At 46.6% G+C, this 17,793-nt stretch carries 20 protein-coding genes; 4 read left to right on the top strand and 16 right to left on the bottom strand.

All coding sequences use genetic code 11. The annotated features are described in order from the left end of the window. Positions 1-161 precede the first annotated feature (161 nt). Positions 162-1,742, top strand: coding sequence for an SWIM zinc finger family protein (locus HDC33_RS01675; protein WP_179390800.1), 1,581 nt, complete (start codon positions 162-164; stop codon positions 1,740-1,742). Further along, complete coding sequence (locus HDC33_RS01670) at positions 1,739-4,483, top strand: DEAD/DEAH box helicase (RefSeq protein ID WP_179390799.1); 2,745 nt, start codon at positions 1,739-1,741, stop codon at positions 4,481-4,483. The genes HDC33_RS01675 and HDC33_RS01670 overlap by 4 nt, the downstream gene beginning before the upstream one ends. Positions 4,484-4,559: 76 nt before the next feature. Here HDC33_RS01670 and HDC33_RS01665 read toward each other — a convergent pair whose 3' ends face one another. After that, positions 4,560-4,721, bottom strand: a complete 162-nt coding sequence (locus HDC33_RS01665; protein WP_179390798.1) for a hypothetical protein — start codon at positions 4,719-4,721, stop codon at positions 4,560-4,562. A 396-nt stretch (positions 4,722-5,117) separates the two neighbouring features. Beyond that, entirely contained in the window at positions 5,118-5,558 is a 441-nt protein-coding gene (locus HDC33_RS01660; RefSeq protein WP_179390797.1) for a single-stranded DNA-binding protein, read from the bottom strand. A gap of 265 nt (positions 5,559-5,823) precedes the next feature. Between HDC33_RS01660 and HDC33_RS01655 the strand changes: the two genes are divergently transcribed. Next, entirely contained in the window at positions 5,824-6,267 is a 444-nt protein-coding gene (locus HDC33_RS01655) for a YwpF family protein (protein ID WP_179390796.1), read from the top strand. Between the two features lie 230 nt (positions 6,268-6,497). Here the strand turns inward: HDC33_RS01655 and HDC33_RS01650 are convergent, their stop codons facing one another. From HDC33_RS01650 to HDC33_RS01615, 8 genes are all read right to left on the bottom strand, one after another. After that, positions 6,498-6,863, bottom strand: coding sequence for a hypothetical protein (locus HDC33_RS01650; protein ID WP_179390795.1), 366 nt, complete (start codon positions 6,861-6,863; stop codon positions 6,498-6,500). Positions 6,864-6,957: 94 nt separating this feature from the next. Next, a complete protein-coding gene (locus HDC33_RS01645; protein ID WP_179390794.1) occupies positions 6,958-7,347 on the bottom strand; it encodes a hypothetical protein in 390 nt (129 codons plus the stop codon). A gap of 85 nt (positions 7,348-7,432) precedes the next feature. After that, complete coding sequence (gene fabZ, locus HDC33_RS01640) at positions 7,433-7,879, bottom strand: 3-hydroxyacyl-ACP dehydratase FabZ (RefSeq protein ID WP_179390793.1); 447 nt, start codon at positions 7,877-7,879, stop codon at positions 7,433-7,435. Positions 7,880-7,931: 52 nt separating this feature from the next. After that, positions 7,932-8,258: a DNA-directed RNA polymerase subunit beta gene (locus HDC33_RS01635; protein WP_179390792.1), complete on the bottom strand. Its 327-nt coding sequence runs from the start codon at positions 8,256-8,258 to the stop codon at positions 7,932-7,934. Between the two features lie 50 nt (positions 8,259-8,308). Next, entirely contained in the window at positions 8,309-9,145 is an 837-nt protein-coding gene (locus tag HDC33_RS01630; RefSeq protein ID WP_179390791.1) for a flagellar hook-basal body protein, read from the bottom strand. 30 nt (positions 9,146-9,175) lie between these two features. Further along, a complete protein-coding gene (locus tag HDC33_RS01625; protein ID WP_179390790.1) occupies positions 9,176-10,015 on the bottom strand; it encodes a flagellar hook-basal body protein in 840 nt (279 codons plus the stop codon). 40 nt (positions 10,016-10,055) lie between these two features. After that, positions 10,056-11,051 carry a rod shape-determining protein gene (mreB, locus tag HDC33_RS01620; protein ID WP_304625752.1) on the bottom strand — a complete coding sequence of 332 codons (996 nt, stop codon included), beginning with the start codon at positions 11,049-11,051 and terminating at the stop codon, positions 10,056-10,058. A gap of 215 nt (positions 11,052-11,266) precedes the next feature. Continuing rightward, the gene (locus tag HDC33_RS01615; RefSeq protein WP_179390788.1) at positions 11,267-11,536 is read right to left on the bottom strand and encodes a sporulation transcriptional regulator SpoIIID; all 270 of its coding nucleotides are present in this window, start codon (positions 11,534-11,536) and stop codon (positions 11,267-11,269) included. Between the two features lie 91 nt (positions 11,537-11,627). Here HDC33_RS01615 and HDC33_RS01610 point away from each other — a divergent pair, with 91 nt between their 5' ends. After that, entirely contained in the window at positions 11,628-11,945 is a 318-nt protein-coding gene (locus HDC33_RS01610; RefSeq protein ID WP_179390787.1) for a hypothetical protein, read from the top strand. A gap of 10 nt (positions 11,946-11,955) precedes the next feature. On the opposite strand, the gene HDC33_RS01605 is transcribed toward HDC33_RS01610, so the two are convergent. From HDC33_RS01605 to atpD, 6 genes are all read right to left on the bottom strand, one after another. Next, positions 11,956-12,606 (bottom strand): M23 family metallopeptidase, encoded by a 651-nt coding sequence (locus HDC33_RS01605; RefSeq protein ID WP_179390786.1) that lies wholly within the window; start codon positions 12,604-12,606, stop codon positions 11,956-11,958. 10 nt (positions 12,607-12,616) lie between these two features. Then, positions 12,617-13,585 carry a stage II sporulation protein D gene (gene spoIID, locus HDC33_RS01600; protein WP_179390785.1) on the bottom strand — a complete coding sequence of 323 codons (969 nt, stop codon included), beginning with the start codon at positions 13,583-13,585 and terminating at the stop codon, positions 12,617-12,619. Between the two features lie 156 nt (positions 13,586-13,741). Next, on the bottom strand, positions 13,742-15,040 hold the full coding sequence (gene murA / locus HDC33_RS01595) for a UDP-N-acetylglucosamine 1-carboxyvinyltransferase (protein WP_179390784.1): 1,299 nt from the start codon (positions 15,038-15,040) through the stop codon (positions 13,742-13,744). Between the two features lie 431 nt (positions 15,041-15,471). Beyond that, the gene (locus HDC33_RS01590) at positions 15,472-15,696 is read right to left on the bottom strand and encodes a DUF1146 family protein (RefSeq protein WP_179392578.1); all 225 of its coding nucleotides are present in this window, start codon (positions 15,694-15,696) and stop codon (positions 15,472-15,474) included. A 102-nt stretch (positions 15,697-15,798) separates the two neighbouring features. Continuing rightward, positions 15,799-16,206, bottom strand: coding sequence for a F0F1 ATP synthase subunit epsilon (locus HDC33_RS01585; protein WP_179390783.1), 408 nt, complete (start codon positions 16,204-16,206; stop codon positions 15,799-15,801). A 156-nt stretch (positions 16,207-16,362) separates the two neighbouring features. Next, positions 16,363-17,778, bottom strand: a complete 1,416-nt coding sequence (atpD, locus tag HDC33_RS01580; RefSeq protein ID WP_179390782.1) for a F0F1 ATP synthase subunit beta — start codon at positions 17,776-17,778, stop codon at positions 16,363-16,365. Between the last annotated feature and the right edge of the window lie 15 nt (positions 17,779-17,793).

The following is a 17,793-nucleotide window of genomic DNA, read 5'->3' as shown; positions in this document are numbered from 1 at the left end:
GACGCAACTGGAAAAGACCGTCGAATTCCCTTTATCCCAACAAATTAATCCCTACCATAATAAATAAACATACAAAAGACCTCGATATTGAATAACATCATTTCCGCTCACTGCAGAAAAGCGCTATAATAGAAGGAATGCTTTTCTTAGGGAGTGGTCCGATGAACATAACTGTCGAACGTGTATCCTACTTGCACGAAAATGAAATAGATGAATTAATGAATGCCATCAAAAACACACTTGGGCCGGGGATAGAAGCCGATGCCCTAGAGGTCAGACGTGCCGTGGCACTCATCAGAAACGGTGCAACAAACTCCTATACGTACGACACCTCCGAAAGTACAGTTGTCGCCGGGCTCCTTGGCGTGGAAACCGAACGTGTCCGCATTTCTTTCAAACACATGGAAACAAGCTGTACGTGCAGACACTCCGGCTGGTGTTCACACCGGATCGCCGTAGTATTCCACCTTTATTCACAACATCATTCCCTTACCGATTGGCTACATGAGTGGCGCAGCACGGAATCACAACAGATGGTGCTATCCATATCGGAACGTACTCCCGATGCATGGATCGATGTTTTGAAACGCCTGACCCAACCGCTCCGAAAAATTGGGTTGTCCGAAAATCCCGGCGTATTCATCCATGAAACATCCCTGATCGATCAAAGAGCGACTTCGCTTATTCCTTTTGAATACGAATGGAAACCACTATTTGAACTTTATTATCGGTTACATGTACTAGATGCTGGTTGGCCTTATGTAAAAGGGCATCTTGGTGGTGAACCGACTTCGTTCTTTTACGGAAAATGGTATGTGCAAAACTGGCTGTCAGAACAGCTTGGAAAATTGAATGATAGCGTAACTGCAATCGGAGCAAAACCGAAACTATTTGAAGCGGACGCTTTCCACGAGCGTGTGAAGGATCTTGTCCGTTCTTTCGCGCTTGGTAATTCGGGACTTTTCCAAGAAAGGTTCCATGTCTACCGCCTATTTTGGCAGCATCTCTTTCCTTTCAAAGCGGCCCGTGACGCCGAGCTGGCAATTCTTATGGATGAGGATTCAGAGGAAGCCCGGATCTTTATCGCATTTTTCCACTTGATGCATGGCGAGCATGATGCATTGACGAAACTCGTCGACCATGTGTCGGCTGAAAACATCATGACATGGTTACCGCTTGCACAGCTTGCGGAAAGCAATGAAGAAACGGATGCGCTTGCCGTTATTATGCATGCATTGTTGCCGTTCATCGGCGATTACGTAAGCGAATCGGTCCCTCTGGCAACCCGCCCTCAGTTCGTCCGTAACATTGACGGTTTATTCGAAGCGGCCGATTTTTCGGAGGAATTGCGTGAAAGTATGTTTGCACAATATGGCGAACCGGGTGTCGACGTTTATGCGGATTTTCTCGTTGAACGTGAACGTTTTGCCGAATGGGCAGCCCTGATGCACAGATATGGCGTTTCTTATGATGGTGCCGAAGCGGGCGGTTTGAAAGTGGCACTGACATCAGATCCGTCGGCCGTCTTGCCTCTCTTGCATACGTTTGCCATGAATTTCATCAAAGAAAAGAACCGGCATAGTTATCGGCGGGCCGTCAAACTGTTTAAACAAATGAAAGCGGGTTCGAAGAAAAGTGGAAAGATCGACTTCTGGAATCAATACATTGATACAGTGCGTGAAAAAAACCGCAGACTTCGCGCATTGATGGAAGAAATGGAGAAAGGGAATTTGAACTTATGACCGGAACATTTACATTGAACCGCCTTTTCCGCATGAGCATCCGCTTGATGGAAGACGGACTATATTCTATTGCCGCAATGGACGGCACTGGGTGGAAAGTCGAACCGGATGAACTTGTTTCCTTCCTGTTCTTTAACAATGAACGCGCCCTGTATGGACTTAATGCAGCTACAGACGCTGAAGTCGCTTATTTGCATGCGGACCAGCTTTTACAAGTTTTTTCCGTTGTACATCCCTATGTCACTTTTGAAGGACTTACCGCTGCGGATGATTCGCAGCTTACTTCCATTCGCCAGGCTGCCAAAGCTTGGACCGATCCCGATTTATGGAATTATGCGGAAGTGGATGGCACCAGCATCCGTTTTGACAGCAACAAAGCGGGAATCTCGGAAAAGGCGGCAGCTGTTATCAGCCATGCGGTCAGCAGTAAACTTTCTGCGTCCGCCATCAATCCTGAACTGCTACCGTCATTGCTTCCCCATTTGCGGACGTATGGCTGGCCTGGTGAATCTGTTTCAACGATTCCAATCAATGTCGCTTTCCGCCTGACTGAGCCGGAAGTCAGCACGGATACTGAATGGCTTCTGGAATCGGTTATTGTCGGTGAACGCGGAGCCCATTGGACACCTTCCATGCGGAAAGCGAATGCGCCCGTTGCAGAAGCACTTCCGGCAAAATGGAAGCCTTACGCAGATGAGATTGTGAAGAAGCAATCTGAAATGACCTCATTCATTGGCTCAGTGGAATTTGTTTCAGATGAAAGGTTTCTGTCCACCCCAATGTCGGATCCCGAGGTGCGGACATTCATCCAGAATGACCTGCCGTTGCTTCAGTCATTCGGTTACCCTGTCATCCTTCCTGCATGGCTGAAATCTGTGACCGAATCAAAATTGAGGATCCGTACAAATGCCGGGGTACAATCGTATAAATCCGCCACCGGCTTAGACGAGGTACTGTCATTCGATTGGAATTTCTCACTTGCCGGCAATGCCATCGACCGTGATGCCTTCCGCAAACTTGTCGATGAAAATCGGGAATACATCCGCTCCGGCGACGAATGGTTCCATATAGATCCCCTTTGGTTACGAAAAATCCGTGATCTGATGGATCGAGCGGATGCCGGGGAGTGGACTGTTAAAGATTTGCTTTTCCAGGATGTTCCTGAAGAACTGGTCCCTCTTGAAGAGGATGAAGAGAACGATGATCCGCTTTTCGCTTTCTCAATGCAACAGTCACTTCGCAGTTATATGGATATGCTGTCTGATAAAAAAGGACTTCCTTCAGCCGGTATTTCGAAAAATTTACTTGCCGAGCTGCGGCCTTACCAGGAAAATGGCTATAACTGGCTCATCTTCATGCGGGATAACAGTTTCGGTGCGTGTCTTGCCGACGACATGGGGCTTGGAAAGACGATTCAGCTCATCACTTATCTGCTGAACGTCCATGCCAGGACCGATACCGATTCACCATCTCTTATCGTCTGTCCTACAAGTGTTCTCGGCAACTGGCAGAAAGAGATCGAACGCTTTGCACCGTCATTAACTATCCATACACATTACGGACCTACACGTGCAAAGGATGAAAACTTTAAAGAGCTCATTCAGCAGTTGCAACCCGATGTCGTCCTTACGACATACGGCACCGCTTCACAGGATGGCGAAATGCTCGCTGAAACAGAGTTTGCGAGTATTACCCTCGATGAAGCGCAAAACATCAAGAATATGCAAACGAAGCAGTCCCGTGTCATCCGGAAACTCCGCGGCAAGCACCATATCGCATTGACCGGCACACCGATCGAGAACCGCTTATCCGAACTATGGGCAATTTTCGACTTTATTCACAAAGGATATTTCGGCAGTTTCCGGAAGTTTACGGACAACTATATCATTCCGATTGAGCGTGATGATTCCGAAGCGGATAAACGGAAACTGCGGGCTAAAATACGTCCTTTCCTTCTTCGTAGAACAAAAAGCGATCCCGATTTACAGCTCAATCTGCCTAAAAAACTTGAGCAAAATGAATATTGCCCGTTAACGACCGAACAGGCCGCTTTGTATGAAAGTTTCCTTGAAGAAACTAAATTTAAGTTGCAGACACTTACCGGTTTTGAAAAGAAAGGGCTTATTTTAAAAATGCTCAGTCGATTGAAACAGCTTTGTAACCATCCCGCGCTGTTCCTTAAAGAGCCGAATGCTCCCGCAGAACAGATGCTGTCACGGTCCAATAAACTGGATCTGATTGTGTCAATGGCAGCTGAAATCGCTAGCAATAAAGAGCAATGCCTTATCTTCACGCAATACATCGGCATGGGGCAACTCATCCGCCAATGTTTATCGGAACTACATGGAATTGACGTTCCGTTTTTGACTGGCAGTATGCCAAAAGGACAGCGTGACCGGCTTGTCGAGGCTTTCCAAGAAGGTGAATTCCCTATTTTCATTCTTTCGTTGAAAGCGGGCGGAACCGGATTGAACTTGACGGGTGCGAATCATGTATTACATGCTGACAGATGGTGGAATCCAGCTGTCGAAAATCAGGCAACCGACAGGGCATACCGGATCGGTCAGACAAAGTTCGTCCATGTCCATAAATTTGTGACACTTGGAACAATTGAGGAAAAAATTGATAAGATGCTTGTTGAGAAGGCGGCACTGTCTGCCGATCTCATCCAATCAAGTCAATGGCTCAGCGATTTATCCGATACGGAACTCGAAGATTTATTATCATTCGACCTCCAATGAAAATTGAATTACCAGCTTATGGACCCCAGAGCCCCAAGTGGCACTGGGGTTTTCATTTGCCAATACGGTAATGTCATCAGCCACGTTCGGCCAGCGGAATCATACGAATATTTTTCAGCCTTTTCTGTCGTTCCACGTCTTCTATCCGATTGAGACGACTGTTCTGATTTGCGATGATGCTTATCAATTGCTCGATTTGTATTTCCATTCGTTTAATGTCTTTTTCTAATGTGCCCACATTCCACACTTCCCTTCCCTGATTTTCCGCCTGTACGAATCCCGGGAACGCAGGTGTATACGTACCCGGAACTCCTTCAGCGGTTGGTATTGCATGGCGTATGAATCCGATCCCCATCGAATATCAGCGATAAATTTCCCCATACTTTTCACTTAAAGTTATCCCTGGAGCAACTGGCTTCAGCTTTTTCTTCACTCTAATGGACATGGGCAGATCCCCATCTGTCGACATGTCCAGCATTCATTTCCTCACACAGCCTTCAGCGGATGCATCGGACTTTTTTTCACAAACTATCCCTGTTAAATTGTCGTTGCGGCACCGGATTCTACTCCCGGCAGGCGGATCCCCTCCCTCTTTCCGATATTTCGGCGGCATATTATGTATCATTTCGCCTGGTTAAAATATCGGTAATCCTTCCGTCTCATGATTCGGCAGATTGAAATGCTCAGCATCTCCTGTTTCCGCTGCCCGTGATGGCGTACTCACTACATGTTCGCTGTACAGGTCATCATTGGCACGTTTTTTCGTTAAGATGAACCGGACATCTTCACCAATCACCTCGGTTACATAGACTCGACTTTTGTCGGCACGTTCGTATGACCTAGCCTGGATTCGTCCGCCTATGCCGATGAGAGATCCTTTTCCACAATGTTTCGCTGTATTCTCCGCCGGTTTCCCCCACATTGTGCAAAGGACGAAGTCTGTCTCCACTTCTCCTTTCTGATTTTTGAAGTTACGGTTTACCGCAAGAACAAAGCTCGTCTGTACCCTTCCTTGCGATACTCTTCTCAGAATGGGATCCTTTGTGATGCGACCAACAAGTGCAACCTGATTCAACCAAGTTCCTCCTTTCCAGTTTATTGAGTTCATCTTAAACGGTCTACTCTGATTCGTGCAACATCATATGTTTCAATTTTCAGTCACTTTAGAGTGCTAAATCCTTAATTCATATCGGCTATGCAATGTGAATGATCCCCTCTTCTTGCATACCCCTGCGCTTTAATCGAGTTTGCATAATTTGTCGATAATTCGGTATTGGCATCTTTTCATTGAAATTTGTTCCTATGGTATAATAAAAGAAAAATGATCGGGGCGGATGACTGTGAAAACGTTTAAAATGCTATCGGTTGGAATCCTGCACAATGATGCCTTGCAGGATTTCCCACTGAACGATGGAATCATTATCAATCAAGAGAATAGCCACCGTATGTGGATTCTTGAAATGTTCATCGACAAGAAACACCAAGCCATTTTTGAAGAATGGAAAGCCCAAGAAGAATTACTCGAGACGAAAGTTGTCATTTCATATCCTGAGAACGAACCCGCCGCTTTCAGTGTTGCCGTCAAAGCTGTGAAGGTGATTGGCGATAATATTTCCGTTCTTCTGAAAGGCCGGTTGAAACGCGCGAGGGCACAATATGCAGAACAGCTTTTGGAGGAATTGATCGGTGAAGGATTAGGGGGAGACGAATTGTTGCACCGTTTCGAGTCAGACATGCGTTCCCGTCCACGTTTAAAGCAAGATCAAGACGATTCGAATGAATGAAGTTATTGTGTGCTGTCCCAAATAGCAGAATCTCAGAAAACTTATGTGTTTAAAGTAAGTAAATCTGAATTTAACAAGGCGGCATGTCGTTCGATTTTGAACGACATGCCGCCTTCTATTTGAATAATATGTAACGTTGAAACGGTTTCATTCGCAAGACTTCCCTAACATTCATTCAAAATAGAAAAACCGCCTCAATTGTTTAGAGGCGGTTCCCGCACGGCTTGCGGTTAGCGGTTGTTACCGTTCGTTTTATTACGGTCGTGATCATTTTCTCCTGTCGTGCCAGTTGGATGATCTGTGTTCGTATCTCCATTGTTCATAACGCCATCATTCGGAACTTCATCGTTACGTACTCCGTTGTTGTTATCGATGACTCCGTTATCCATACCGTTGCCGTTCATATCCCGATCGTTCTCAAGACCATCCATATTCGGTCCTGTTTGCCCATCGTTCACTTCAGGCAGCACATCATTCGCTCGATCCTCCATATTTTCCATCGGAGTTTCGTTGTTTTTCGGAACTTCATCGTTGTTTGCACAAGCTGTAAGTACAAGTCCCGACACTAGAACTAACGGTATCGCTTTTTTGAACATGAAAAGTTTCCCTCCTCTCCACAAGCCGTCTATCACACAATGTTGTATGATACTTCGTAGGTTAGCCAGAAACGAGGGAACTATCCATTTTCTTTTATTTAGATTCCACATATTTTTTAAGCAATGTTTCAACGTATACCGCTTCGGCTTTACAGCTATACTCATAGTGAGTATCCAGCTCTTCCTGCATGCTTTGAATTGCCGCAATCTGATCTTCGGATGGCGGTTCACTTAGGATGCGGGCGATGATTTCATTGATACGCTGCGCAAGATCCTCATGGAATTTTGGATCCAGTTTCACTTCATCCGGAATTTTTGAATACCAGAGCGCTTTCACAGTTATGTATTCGCGCCAGTTGGCAAAATAGTCATCGATACGGAATCTCTCGCCGGACCATTCAATATCGCTCATGTATTGTTCGAAAGTCTGTGTAATGGACCTTGTTATACTGCTTTTTAAATTTGGAGAAAGATCTTTAAACATACTGATTTGAAACCTCCCACTTTAGAAGTGCGTTTTGAGGGCACCATAATGACCATTGTAACTAAATTTCCAGTAGTTCGCAAATTTAGTTTTCCCCATTTGATACAACCGGGCCAAGGGCAAATGTAATTTCCGTCTCGCACGCGATTTCGCCATCAACAGTTGCAATCGCCTTCCCTTTTCCTATCGTGCCGCGAAGGCGTGTGATTTCCACTTCAAGTCTCAATGTATCGCCCGGCGTCACTTGCCTTTTAAAACGGCAATTATCGATACCTGCGAAAAAAGCGAGACGTCCTTTATTCTCTTCTTTTTGTAATAAAGCGACAGCTCCGACTTGTGCGAGCGCTTCCACGATCAGGACACCCGGCATGACCGGATATCCGGGGAAATGCCCATTGAAGAAATCTTCATTGATTGTAACATTTTTTGTACCTACTGCCCGTTTTCCTTCTTCGACTTCAAGAATCCGATCCACCATAAGAAATGGATAACGGTGCGGTAAAATTGCTTGAATCTGCTCTGCTGTTAGCATGTTCATCCTCCTACCATTTTACTATGTATTTTAGTAAACAAAAAAATATTCTTTATGATTCTACCCCATTGATGATATCCAAGATATGGGTCCATGTCTCTTTTTTGAAGACATCTGTAGGATTTCCGTCGCCGAGGGAACCATAGCCGATCATCGTTCCTAGTAGCGCCGCCCCGATGAGAAGCACAAGAACGAGGATGATACGTAACCAAATCGGAAGAAGACGGATCTGCACCCAAACTTTCTTTTTAGGTGCCGCTTCCTTGACTTGGCCATTTTGCCGTCCTTGCTCTTTACGCTTGGAACGCAACTTTGACTCATTGTTTTGCGGTTTCTTCGGCTCTTCCTGTTTTAAATTATGTCGTTTTTCATCTGTCATTTTCAGTGCTCCCTAATTGTCTACTCTTCAGATGCCACTCTTGCACAAAGTTACCGGATGCCATTGATCAAGCCGAGCATCTGATCCGCAAGCGTCACGGCACGCGCGTTGAACTGGTACGAGCGCTGGATGCCGATGAGATCGGTCATTTCCTTCTGATAATTCACGTTGGATGCTTCCAGCGCCTGATTTTCCAAACCAATTCCATTACGCGCGGCACCTTGAAGTTCCGTCAAGACATCCTGTTCGGTGACGCCGAGATCTGCCAGGTTTTCGGGCAGTCCAAATGTCGTCGATGATAGGCGTGACATAAGATTCGGGCGTTCCATCACCGTCACAGCCAGTTCAACAGTTTCCGCCGTGCCGTTCGAATGTGTCAATTCAAGGACGCCGCCCGGTTTGACCGTATAGTTTTTGACATCTCCGGAAAAAGTCACCGGTGATCCTGCACTATCGGCGACCGGAAAACCATCGCCATTGACAAGCATGACCTGCCCGTTTTCAATAGGGGAAACGTAGAAGTTCCCTTGCCGCGTATAGACGGTCTTTTCGCCTTCCCCATCCGGTACAATGACGTTAAAATACTGTTTAGGAGTTGTCAGGGCAAAATCTAGTTCACGCCCCGTCATTTGTAACGAACCAGCTTTCCAATTCATTTGTGCTTGTCCGAGTATAGCTCCGGAACCGTAGCGGATGCCAAGCGGCGATTGGCGCGGCGACGTATCCGCCTTATCGTTATTGAATTGCTGCACCAGCATTTCACGGAACGATGCATCGCTCGATTTATAGCCATGCGTTGAAACATTCGCAAGATTATTTCCGATAATATCGAGCTGGTTCTGCAACTGATTGAGCGTATTAGTAGCTGTCGTCATGGTGCGAATCATGCATTCCGACTCCTTTCGTACGGCGTGTCATCAATTGACGCGACCGACTTCCGTTACCGCTTTTTCCATACTGCGGTCATAGGCTTGAAGTATTTTTTGATTGGCCTCGAATGCACGGTAGGCAGTTAGCATGTCCGTCATCGTTCGGGCCGCGTCCACGTTCGATCCTTCAAGAAAACCCTGTTGCGTCGAGTACGTAACGTTTGCCATGCCGTTTGCGCTTGTCAGGTTTTCACCACTTTCCGTCACAAACATGCCGTCCCCTTGTTTGAGAAGTGTATCAGGACGCTGTGCGAATGAAATTCCGAGCGTTGCGACGGCAGTTTCACCTTCCATGATGATGCCCTTGTCCGTTATTCGGAAATCATCGTTTTGCAATGCAATCCGTTGACCGTTGCTATCGAGCACAAATGCCCCCGTGGAACTCGTCAAAAAACCGCTTGCATCAATTGCGAAATTGCCGTTTTTCGTATACTGTTCGCGCCCGCCTTCGCTTTCAAGCCTGAAGAAGACAGCACCCGGAGTCCCAGTTTGCTCATCAACCGGTAAGCGGCCGTCGATCAGAGCCACGTCCGTCGTCAGCTCTGTTTCGCGCAATTGGCCTTGAGCGAATAACGGCAATGTCTCCTGCATGTAGACACCCGTTGAAATTCCTCCGACCGGCGACAGCCCTTTCATCCGAAAATTGTTTTCGGACGGTATTCTTGCTGTCTCTATGCTTGATAAGTACATTTCCGGAAATGATCGGATCGTCGCCTGCTCCGCCTTATACCCCGGTGTGTTGGCATTCGCCATATTATTGGCAAGCATCTCCGTTTTCCGCTGTTGCGCAATCATTCCCGACCCGACTGTATAAAATCCACGGAACATGTGCTCATCCCCATTTCCTTAGTGCTAATGATGGAACTTCTTAATTGCGGCTTGAAACCTTATGGATATTATCCAATAAAATGCCTGTCCCAAGTGCGACGCAGTCAAGCGGGTTATCTGAAATGAATACAGGAACCTTCAGCTCTTGTGCGAGCAATTGGTCGATGCCATGCAACAATGCCCCGCCACCTGTCAAAAATACTCCGCGATCGATAATGTCAGCCGATAATTCAGGCGGCGTTTTTTCCAATACGTTTTTTGCTGCGCGGACAATCACATAGACCGATTCCTTCAACGCCAGTCCGATTTCCTCGGAATGAATCGTAATCGTACGAGGCAACCCCGACGCCATGTCCCGTCCGCGTATATCCATCTGCTCTTTGCGACCTGCGGGGAAAACACTGCCAATCGTGAATTTAATATTTTCCGCTGTCCGTTCCCCGATCAATAATTTATAATGTTGTTTAATATATTGTGTAATGTCGTTGTCAAATGTATTACCTGCTATTGTGATAGAGCGCGAAGTGACGATGTCCCCCATCGATAGGACCGCAACATCTGTCGTTCCTCCCCCGATATCGACGACCATGTTGCCGCTTGGCTGGAAAATGTCCATGCCGGCACCGATTGCCGCGACTTTCGGTTCTTCCTCGAGGTATATTTTCTTGCCGCCCGACTTTTCAGCCGCTTGTCGTATCGCTTTCTGTTCAACGCTAGTAATGTTCGTCGGACAACAGATGAGAATCCGCGGTTTTGATAAAAAACCTTTCACATCCAATTTATTGATGAAGTGGCTCAGCATCGCTTCCGTAACGTCAAAATCTGCGATAACCCCGTCTTTCATCGGTCTGATCGCGATGATATTAGCGGGCGTCCTGCCAACCATCTGTCTTGCTTCTTCTCCGACTGCCAGCACTTTATTCGTGTGTTTATCAATGGCTACGACCGAGGGTTCGTTTAGAACGATCCCTTTTCCTTTAACATGCACCAACACGTTGGCTGTACCGAGGTCGATCCCGATATCTTTTGCAAACATTGTTTCTGTTTCCCCTTCCGACTGCATCATCGAATATTCCCGTGTATGTATTCGCTTCTAACTACTCATTTTATCATAGACAGCCAGTAAAGAATATAATTAAGAACCAGTTTCCTGCAAGAAATCCCTTTATTCCGAACAGGGAAATTTTGTAGTGCAGTCGCGGTCAATTAAAAAAACGGATCGCGATGTTGATGCGATACCGCCCGCAGTTACTAACTGCTTCCTACTTTTTTCGTTTCGTTCATCCACTTGATTCTTGTCGCCTCGCCGCCTCGTAAATGTCTGACAGACTTATGATAAGCAAGTATTTTTGCGACTTCTTCCGACAAGGCCACATCGACGTTCGGCAAACGTTCCGTCAAATCCTTGTGAACCGTGCTTTTCGAATAGCCTGTCGCTTTTGCCAATGCCCGTACCGTAAGTCCAGTTTCCAGCAACATTTTGCCGAGGCGCACGCATCGCCTCCGTATTTGCTCGTGCACGCCCTCTTCCTTTCCTCTGAGGTCCGAATCTTCCTATATCCTATGCGATAAATAGGCACGATATGCGGGCGGATGGCAGGAGGAGCTTGTTTTGGTCGGTTTGCAAGGGGATATGGTCGGTTGCCGCGGGGATATGGTCGGTCGGCGAGTGGATATGATTGGTTGGTGCGCGGTTATGGTCGGTCGGCGAGTGGATATGATCGGTTGCCGCGCGGTTATGATTGGTCTCTCTGCATATATGATCGGTCGACGCGGGGATATGGTCGGTCGGCGAATGGATATGGTCGGTTGCCACGCGGTTATGGTCGGTCTCTCAACATATATGATCGGTCCCCGCTGTTTACCGTCGACCGCCACACCTTATTTATCCAAAGAAAAAGCCACTCCGGATTGGCTCTGGAATGGCTGAAAACGTACTGTTAAAATGCAAGATAAGAGCGTGGATTTACGGCTACCCCATCTTCTTGTACTTCGAAATGAAGATGGATGCCGGCCGTCGGATTCCATTCATTTTGTGCTGATGTACCAAGTGCTTGTCCTTGTTCCACTTCGTCGCCTTTTTTAACAAGGATTCCTGTGACGGATCGATAGACTGTTTTTACCCCATCGGCATGAGAGATTACGATTTCATCGCCTTTGAATGGGTCTAGCAAGATATCTTCCACTGTACCGCTTAATGCAGCGACAACTTCAAATTCCTTGCCTTGTACCGAAATCGATACACCTGTGTTTGTCACATACGTCTGATTGAAGACGAGTAGTGCACTTTCACGACTGGCTTCTTCTGCATTGACATCATAATAGTCTTGCAGGATTGCCACTTCATCCAGTAGCGCTTCCGCGAATGGATATTTAAGTGTTTCCTTCGCTGCTGTCGTCTCGACGGTTACCGGGTTCTTTTCTGCATCGCCTGCAAAGCCTGGGGATTCCTCTTTCATGAATGCATTATAACCCCAGATCATGCCGACGAAGACTATTGCGATACCCGAATAGACTACAGGCCAAAACCAGCTTTTTGTCTTTGCACTTGTGTTCTTCTGAGAAGGGGCTTTCGGTTTTTCTTCTCGCATTGTCATCACCTCACTGGCTATTATCTGCAAGTGAGAGAGTTTTTAAACATTTCGAATCAAGTAATGTGAACTTTTTTATTTCTGTACCTGTGTAGTAGTGTAAAAGAATACGTTCGGCCGTCCATCCTTTCTGGGCGTATGCCTCCGCCCCGTATTGGCTCATGCCTACGCCGTGCCCATATCCGGTCGTCGTCACATGTACAATCTTATTCGTGACGTCGAATGCGATATCAAAATCTGTAGATGCCAGTCCCAACAAATCCCGCATTTCCCTGCCGCTTGCCTCAAAACCTGTAGAGATGACTTTCTGCACACGCCCTGTGCCATTTCTTACGAGTTGTAATGATTTGAAACGGTCGGCGTTCCACTTGCCGCCCATCACTTTATTCCATTCGGCGAGTGTCATCTCGGATTTCCGCTCCACGTTCGCTTCAACGTCCCCCTCCCCGGGACTTTCCACGCTCTGCAAATACGGCACATCATTGCCGCTGAAGTTCTGTGCGGTTTCCGTCTTACCATTAGATGTAGAAAAAAACATGGCCGCTATCATTTCATCCTCATAGACGATAATATCCCCTGCAGTCGCCTCCACCGCTGCACGTACTTTGCGTTCATTGCGCTTGAATTCCTTACCCCATCGCTCTTTCCGTTTCGCTTCGGCGGAATGGACTTGTGCAGAAACGTCTGCTGCAATTGCTTTAGTGCCGTTATCCGTCGTCCGGAGTGCATATGTACGGGCAGCAATCGCTTGGGCTTTCAAAGCCTCCGCCTCGAACGTGGCAGGCATTTCAGCTGCCACAACGCCTACTACATACTCCTCGAGCGGAATCGGCTTGTCCATGCCGGCAACGGTGATTTCCACGGGGCATAGTTCAGCCTCCGCTTCTTCAACCTCTTCACTGACTTCCGGCGTTTCTCTCAATAAAAAAGGGATGAAAAATAAGAGTATGATGAATAACGCTGTTAGTAGTTTGTCCATAATTGATTATATGAACCAGGCTTGGTATTATTCATGTTATTTTGGGCATACTAGCGAAAGGATATAGCGGCACTTGCGGCTGCCCATCAAAAAATACATACAAAAAAGGCCGTAGTCCATGATCTACAGCCTTTTTCAATAACATTTGAAGTTCGATTAAATTAGTTGAACCTTTTTTTCAGTTTTTGTTTCAGGTGAAATGCGAATGATGTCCGCTCCAAGGGCTGCAAGTTTTCCGTGGAAGTTCACATAGCCCCGGTCAAGATGCGATAGTTCCGTAACACGTGTTACGCCTTCCGCGACAAGTCCTCCCAAAATGAGGGCTGCTGCTGCGCGAAGATCCGTAGCCGCCACTTCAGCGCCTTGTAGTTTGGATGGACCTGATATGATGACGGATCTACCTTCAATTTTAAGAGAAGCATTCATCCGGCGGAATTCCTCCACGTGCATGAAGCGATTTTCAAATACCGTTTCAGTCAAGATACCCGTGCCCGTTGACGTCAGCATAAGCGCCATCATCTGGGACTGCATGTCAGTCGGGAAACCTGGATGTGGCATCGTTTTCAAATCAACGGATTTCAAAGGATGCTCTGCAGTGATACGAACTCCTTCATCTAAATCTGTAATGACAACGCCCATTTCTGTCAATTTTGAAATGAGGGCCGCATTGTGTTCGGGAACTGCATTTTCAATGATGACATCGCCGCCAGTAATAGCAGCTGCCACCATGAAAGTACCTGTTTCGATACGATCCGGAATAATATGATGAATTGTACCAACCAGTTTCTTCACGCCTTCGACCCGGATTGTATCCGTGCCCGCTCCAACTACTTTACCGCCCATTTCATTGATGAAGTTTGCAAGGTCGACGATCTCCGGTTCTTTTGCCGCGTTTTCAATGATTGTTGTTCCGGTAGCTAATGCAGCTGCCGTCATAATATTTTCAGTAGCACCGACGCTTGGGAAATCTAGATAGATCTTAGCGCCTTTCAATCCGTTTTCCGCTTTCGCTTCAACATGGCCATGACCGAATGTGATTTCCGCTCCCATTGCTTCGAAGCCCTTCAAGTGCTGATCGATTGGACGAGATCCGATTGCGCAACCGCCTGGTAGTGCAACCCGTGCAAAACCGTTACGTGCGAGAAGCGGTCCCATGACAAGGATTGATGCACGCATTTTCCTTACATATTCGAATTGTGCTTCAGATGAAAGCCTTTCTGAAGAATCGATGATGACTTCATTCATTTTCGGGTAGTGATCCACTTCTGCATTCAAACTTTTTAAAACTGAATTGATTGTTCCTACGTCCGAAAGATTGGGTACGTCGCGTATTACGTTTACACCTTCTGATGCTAACAATGCTGCTGCAAGTATCGGCAATACTGCATTTTTCGCACCCTCGACCCGGACAGTGCCTTTTAGTACACGTCCACCGGTGATAATAATTTTATCCAAAATAAGTCCCTCCGACTCCTAAGTTGTAGCTTGTTATACTGTTTTCAATATCATATATACTCATTTTAAATGTCATATTTTTATTTTTAAAACATATACTATTTTACAATGACTTTGCCTACATAACAAGCAACGTCTGGGCTATTTTTCCGCTTAAGTACTAAGTAGTCTATAATATGTACACTTTTGACGTTTTGTGTCACAAAACTTCCCACTCGTAGTATAAGTTCCCCGTGCTCGCACTCAGCAAACCTCTCTCAAACACAAAATGATGATTTTCATGTCATCGCCTTATATACGATATTCCCCTAAGCTAGATTGGCGTTCCGAAAGGCGGCCAATGGAGCTTTTTTCGTATACATCGCGATAACATGGATTTCACCAATCCCTTGTTCAAAACGTTCTTTTCGTTGAATAAATATGGAATTCATTCAACCGAACATGAATGGAAGTCTTCCTGACCAATAGGATAACTCCAAAAAGAAATTTGATACGGTCGATCCGATGGCGATGCTCAATAAAATATATAAAAGTTGTGCCTGGAAGACACGGTTCTTTTTTATGATTTTCTCCGGCATGATCGCCTGCAGTGCAAAAAATGCTACAGCTATGAAAACCGTATGCGAAACGATTGCCAGCAATGGTTGATAACTCATTATACCATCCAATTGACGACCTCCCTTGTTTAACGTCCTGAAGCCTCAATATTGAAAAGGCGAACAGAAGAATTTCCCCCTCTGTCCGCCATCCTCAACAACTTACTTTTTTCTTGATTCGTAGACATTGATACGATTGATGGCACGTTCCAAATCCTGTTCCACCAATTTGTAATCAACGCCTTCTTTTTTTGCCCGAAGTGTCTCTTCCGCTTGCTCCGCCGCCTTTTTCGCGCGAGCGACATCAATAGAAGAAGCCAGTTCCGCAGTTTGTGCTAAAACAGTGACAACATCCGGACGGACTTCGATAAAACCGCCATGAACGGCTATATGTTCAGTCGAGTCATCCTTCTGCAGGCGAAGCCCACCGATTTGAAGCGGCGCAACCATCGCGATGTGGCCGGGAAGGATCCCGATTTCGCCTGTTTCGGTAACTGCGATGATCATGTTCGCTTCAGTTTCAACAACAGGGCCGTCGGGAGTGACGATATTGACTTTAATTGTCTTCATTTTTTCCCCTCCTGGTCCCTTAAAATCAAATTCGCTTCGGCGAATTTGGCGCAGATTTTTATCGAGCAGGGCTCGATAACTCCCCTAAAAAAATCTGTCGCATCCGCCGGAGGCTTTTATTTGATTCGGCAGGGATTTGAATCCTGCTGAATTGAATTAAACGGTAACACCCATAGATTTCGCTTTTGCAATAACTTCCTCGATGCGACCGACAAGTCGGAATGCATCCTCTGGAAGGTGGTCGTACATACCTTTTAGGATGTCGCTGAAGCCTTTGATCGTTTCAGCTACTGGTACGTAAGATCCTTTTTGTCCTGTAAACTGCTCAGCAACGTGGAAGTTTTGTGATAGGAAGTTCTGGATACGACGTGCGCGTCCAACCAACTGCTTATCTTCTTCGCCAAGCTCATCCATACCGAGGATTGCGATGATATCTTGGAGCTCACGGTAACGCTGAAGCGTCTGCTGCACTTGACGTGCAACTTCGTAATGCTCTTCACCGACAATTTCCGGGCTTAGTGCACGGGAAGTCGATGCGAGCGGGTCAACAGCCGGGTAGATACCCATCTCAGAAAGTTTACGCTCAAGGTTCGTCGTTGCGTCAAGGTGAGCGAACGTCGTTGCCGGAGCCGGGTCAGTGTAGTCATCCGCCGGTACATAGATAGCTTGGATGGACGTAACTGAACCAAGGTTTGTAGATGTGATACGTTCTTGTAGCATACCCATTTCCGTTGCCAATGTCGGTTGGTAACCAACAGCTGATGGCATACGGCCAAGTAGTGCTGAAACTTCAGATCCCGCTTGTGTAAAGCGGAAGATGTTATCGATGAACAGAAGAACGTCCGCACCTTGTTCGTCACGGAAATATTCTGCCATTGTAAGACCCGTCAAAGCTACACGCATACGTGCGCCAGGCGGCTCGTTCATTTGACCGAAGACCATTGCCGTTTTCGTGATAACGCCGGAATCCGTCATTTCGTAGAACAAGTCATTACCTTCACGTGTACGTTCTCCAACGCCTGCGAATACGGAAATACCACCGTGTTCTTGAGCGATGTTATTGATCAATTCCTGAATAAGAACTGTCTTCCCTACACCCGCACCACCGAAGAGGCCGATTTTACCACCTTTAATGTATGGAGCAAGCAGGTCAACAACTTTAATACCTGTTTCAAGAATTTCAACTTCAGTTGAAAGGTTTTCAAATACTGGAGCTAAACGGTGAATCGGGTCGCGGCGTTCTGATGCCGGAACTTCCTCACCAAGGTCGATAATTTCTCCAAGTACGTTAAATACACGTCCGAGTGTAACGTCACCAACCGGAACTGAAATTGCAGAACCCATATCATCAACTGTAGCGCCACGTTGCAGACCGTCTGTTGATGACATTGCGATTGTACGTACAGAATCATCCCCGAGGTGAAGCGCGACTTCTAGTGTCAACGTTTCAGGCTCGGCGTTCGGACGTTCAATCTGAACCTTCAATGCGTTATAGATCGCTGGAAGCTGACCGTCTTCGAACTTGACGTCAACAACCGGTCCCATAACTTGAAGAACCTGTCCTTTATTCATACTTTTTCCCTCCTG

It is taken from the genome of Sporosarcina sp. JAI121, from assembly GCF_013408665.1.
Lineage (GTDB): Bacteria > Bacillota > Bacilli > Bacillales_A > Planococcaceae > Sporosarcina.
The sequence above is the reverse complement of the archived record's forward strand: the minus strand, read 5'-3'. Positions and strand labels throughout refer to the sequence as shown.

Coding starts and splice junctions, on each gene's coding strand:
- HDC33_RS01590 (WP_179392578.1), bottom strand. CDS start 15,696: ATGAGTTATCAACCATTGCTGGCAATCGTTTCGCATACGGTTTTCATA.
- HDC33_RS01670 (WP_179390799.1), top strand. CDS start 1,739: ATGACCGGAACATTTACATTGAACCGCCTTTTCCGCATGAGCATCCGC.
- HDC33_RS01675 (WP_179390800.1), top strand. CDS start 162: ATGAACATAACTGTCGAACGTGTATCCTACTTGCACGAAAATGAAATA.
- HDC33_RS01625 (WP_179390790.1), bottom strand. CDS start 10,015: ATGTTCCGTGGATTTTATACAGTCGGGTCGGGAATGATTGCGCAACAG.
- HDC33_RS01605 (WP_179390786.1), bottom strand. CDS start 12,606: ATGCGAGAAGAAAAACCGAAAGCCCCTTCTCAGAAGAACACAAGTGCA.
- mreB (WP_304625752.1), bottom strand. CDS start 11,051: ATGTTTGCAAAAGATATCGGGATCGACCTCGGTACAGCCAACGTGTTG.
- fabZ (WP_179390793.1), bottom strand. CDS start 7,879: ATGCTAACAGCAGAGCAGATTCAAGCAATTTTACCGCACCGTTATCCA.
- spoIID (WP_179390785.1), bottom strand. CDS start 13,585: ATGGACAAACTACTAACAGCGTTATTCATCATACTCTTATTTTTCATC.
- HDC33_RS01645 (WP_179390794.1), bottom strand. CDS start 7,347: ATGTTTAAAGATCTTTCTCCAAATTTAAAAAGCAGTATAACAAGGTCC.
- HDC33_RS01635 (WP_179390792.1), bottom strand. CDS start 8,258: ATGACAGATGAAAAACGACATAATTTAAAACAGGAAGAGCCGAAGAAA.
- HDC33_RS01630 (WP_179390791.1), bottom strand. CDS start 9,145: ATGATTCGCACCATGACGACAGCTACTAATACGCTCAATCAGTTGCAG.
- HDC33_RS01650 (WP_179390795.1), bottom strand. CDS start 6,863: ATGTTCAAAAAAGCGATACCGTTAGTTCTAGTGTCGGGACTTGTACTT.
- HDC33_RS01585 (WP_179390783.1), bottom strand. CDS start 16,206: ATGAAGACAATTAAAGTCAATATCGTCACTCCCGACGGCCCTGTTGTT.
- atpD (WP_179390782.1), bottom strand. CDS start 17,778: ATGAATAAAGGACAGGTTCTTCAAGTTATGGGACCGGTTGTTGACGTC.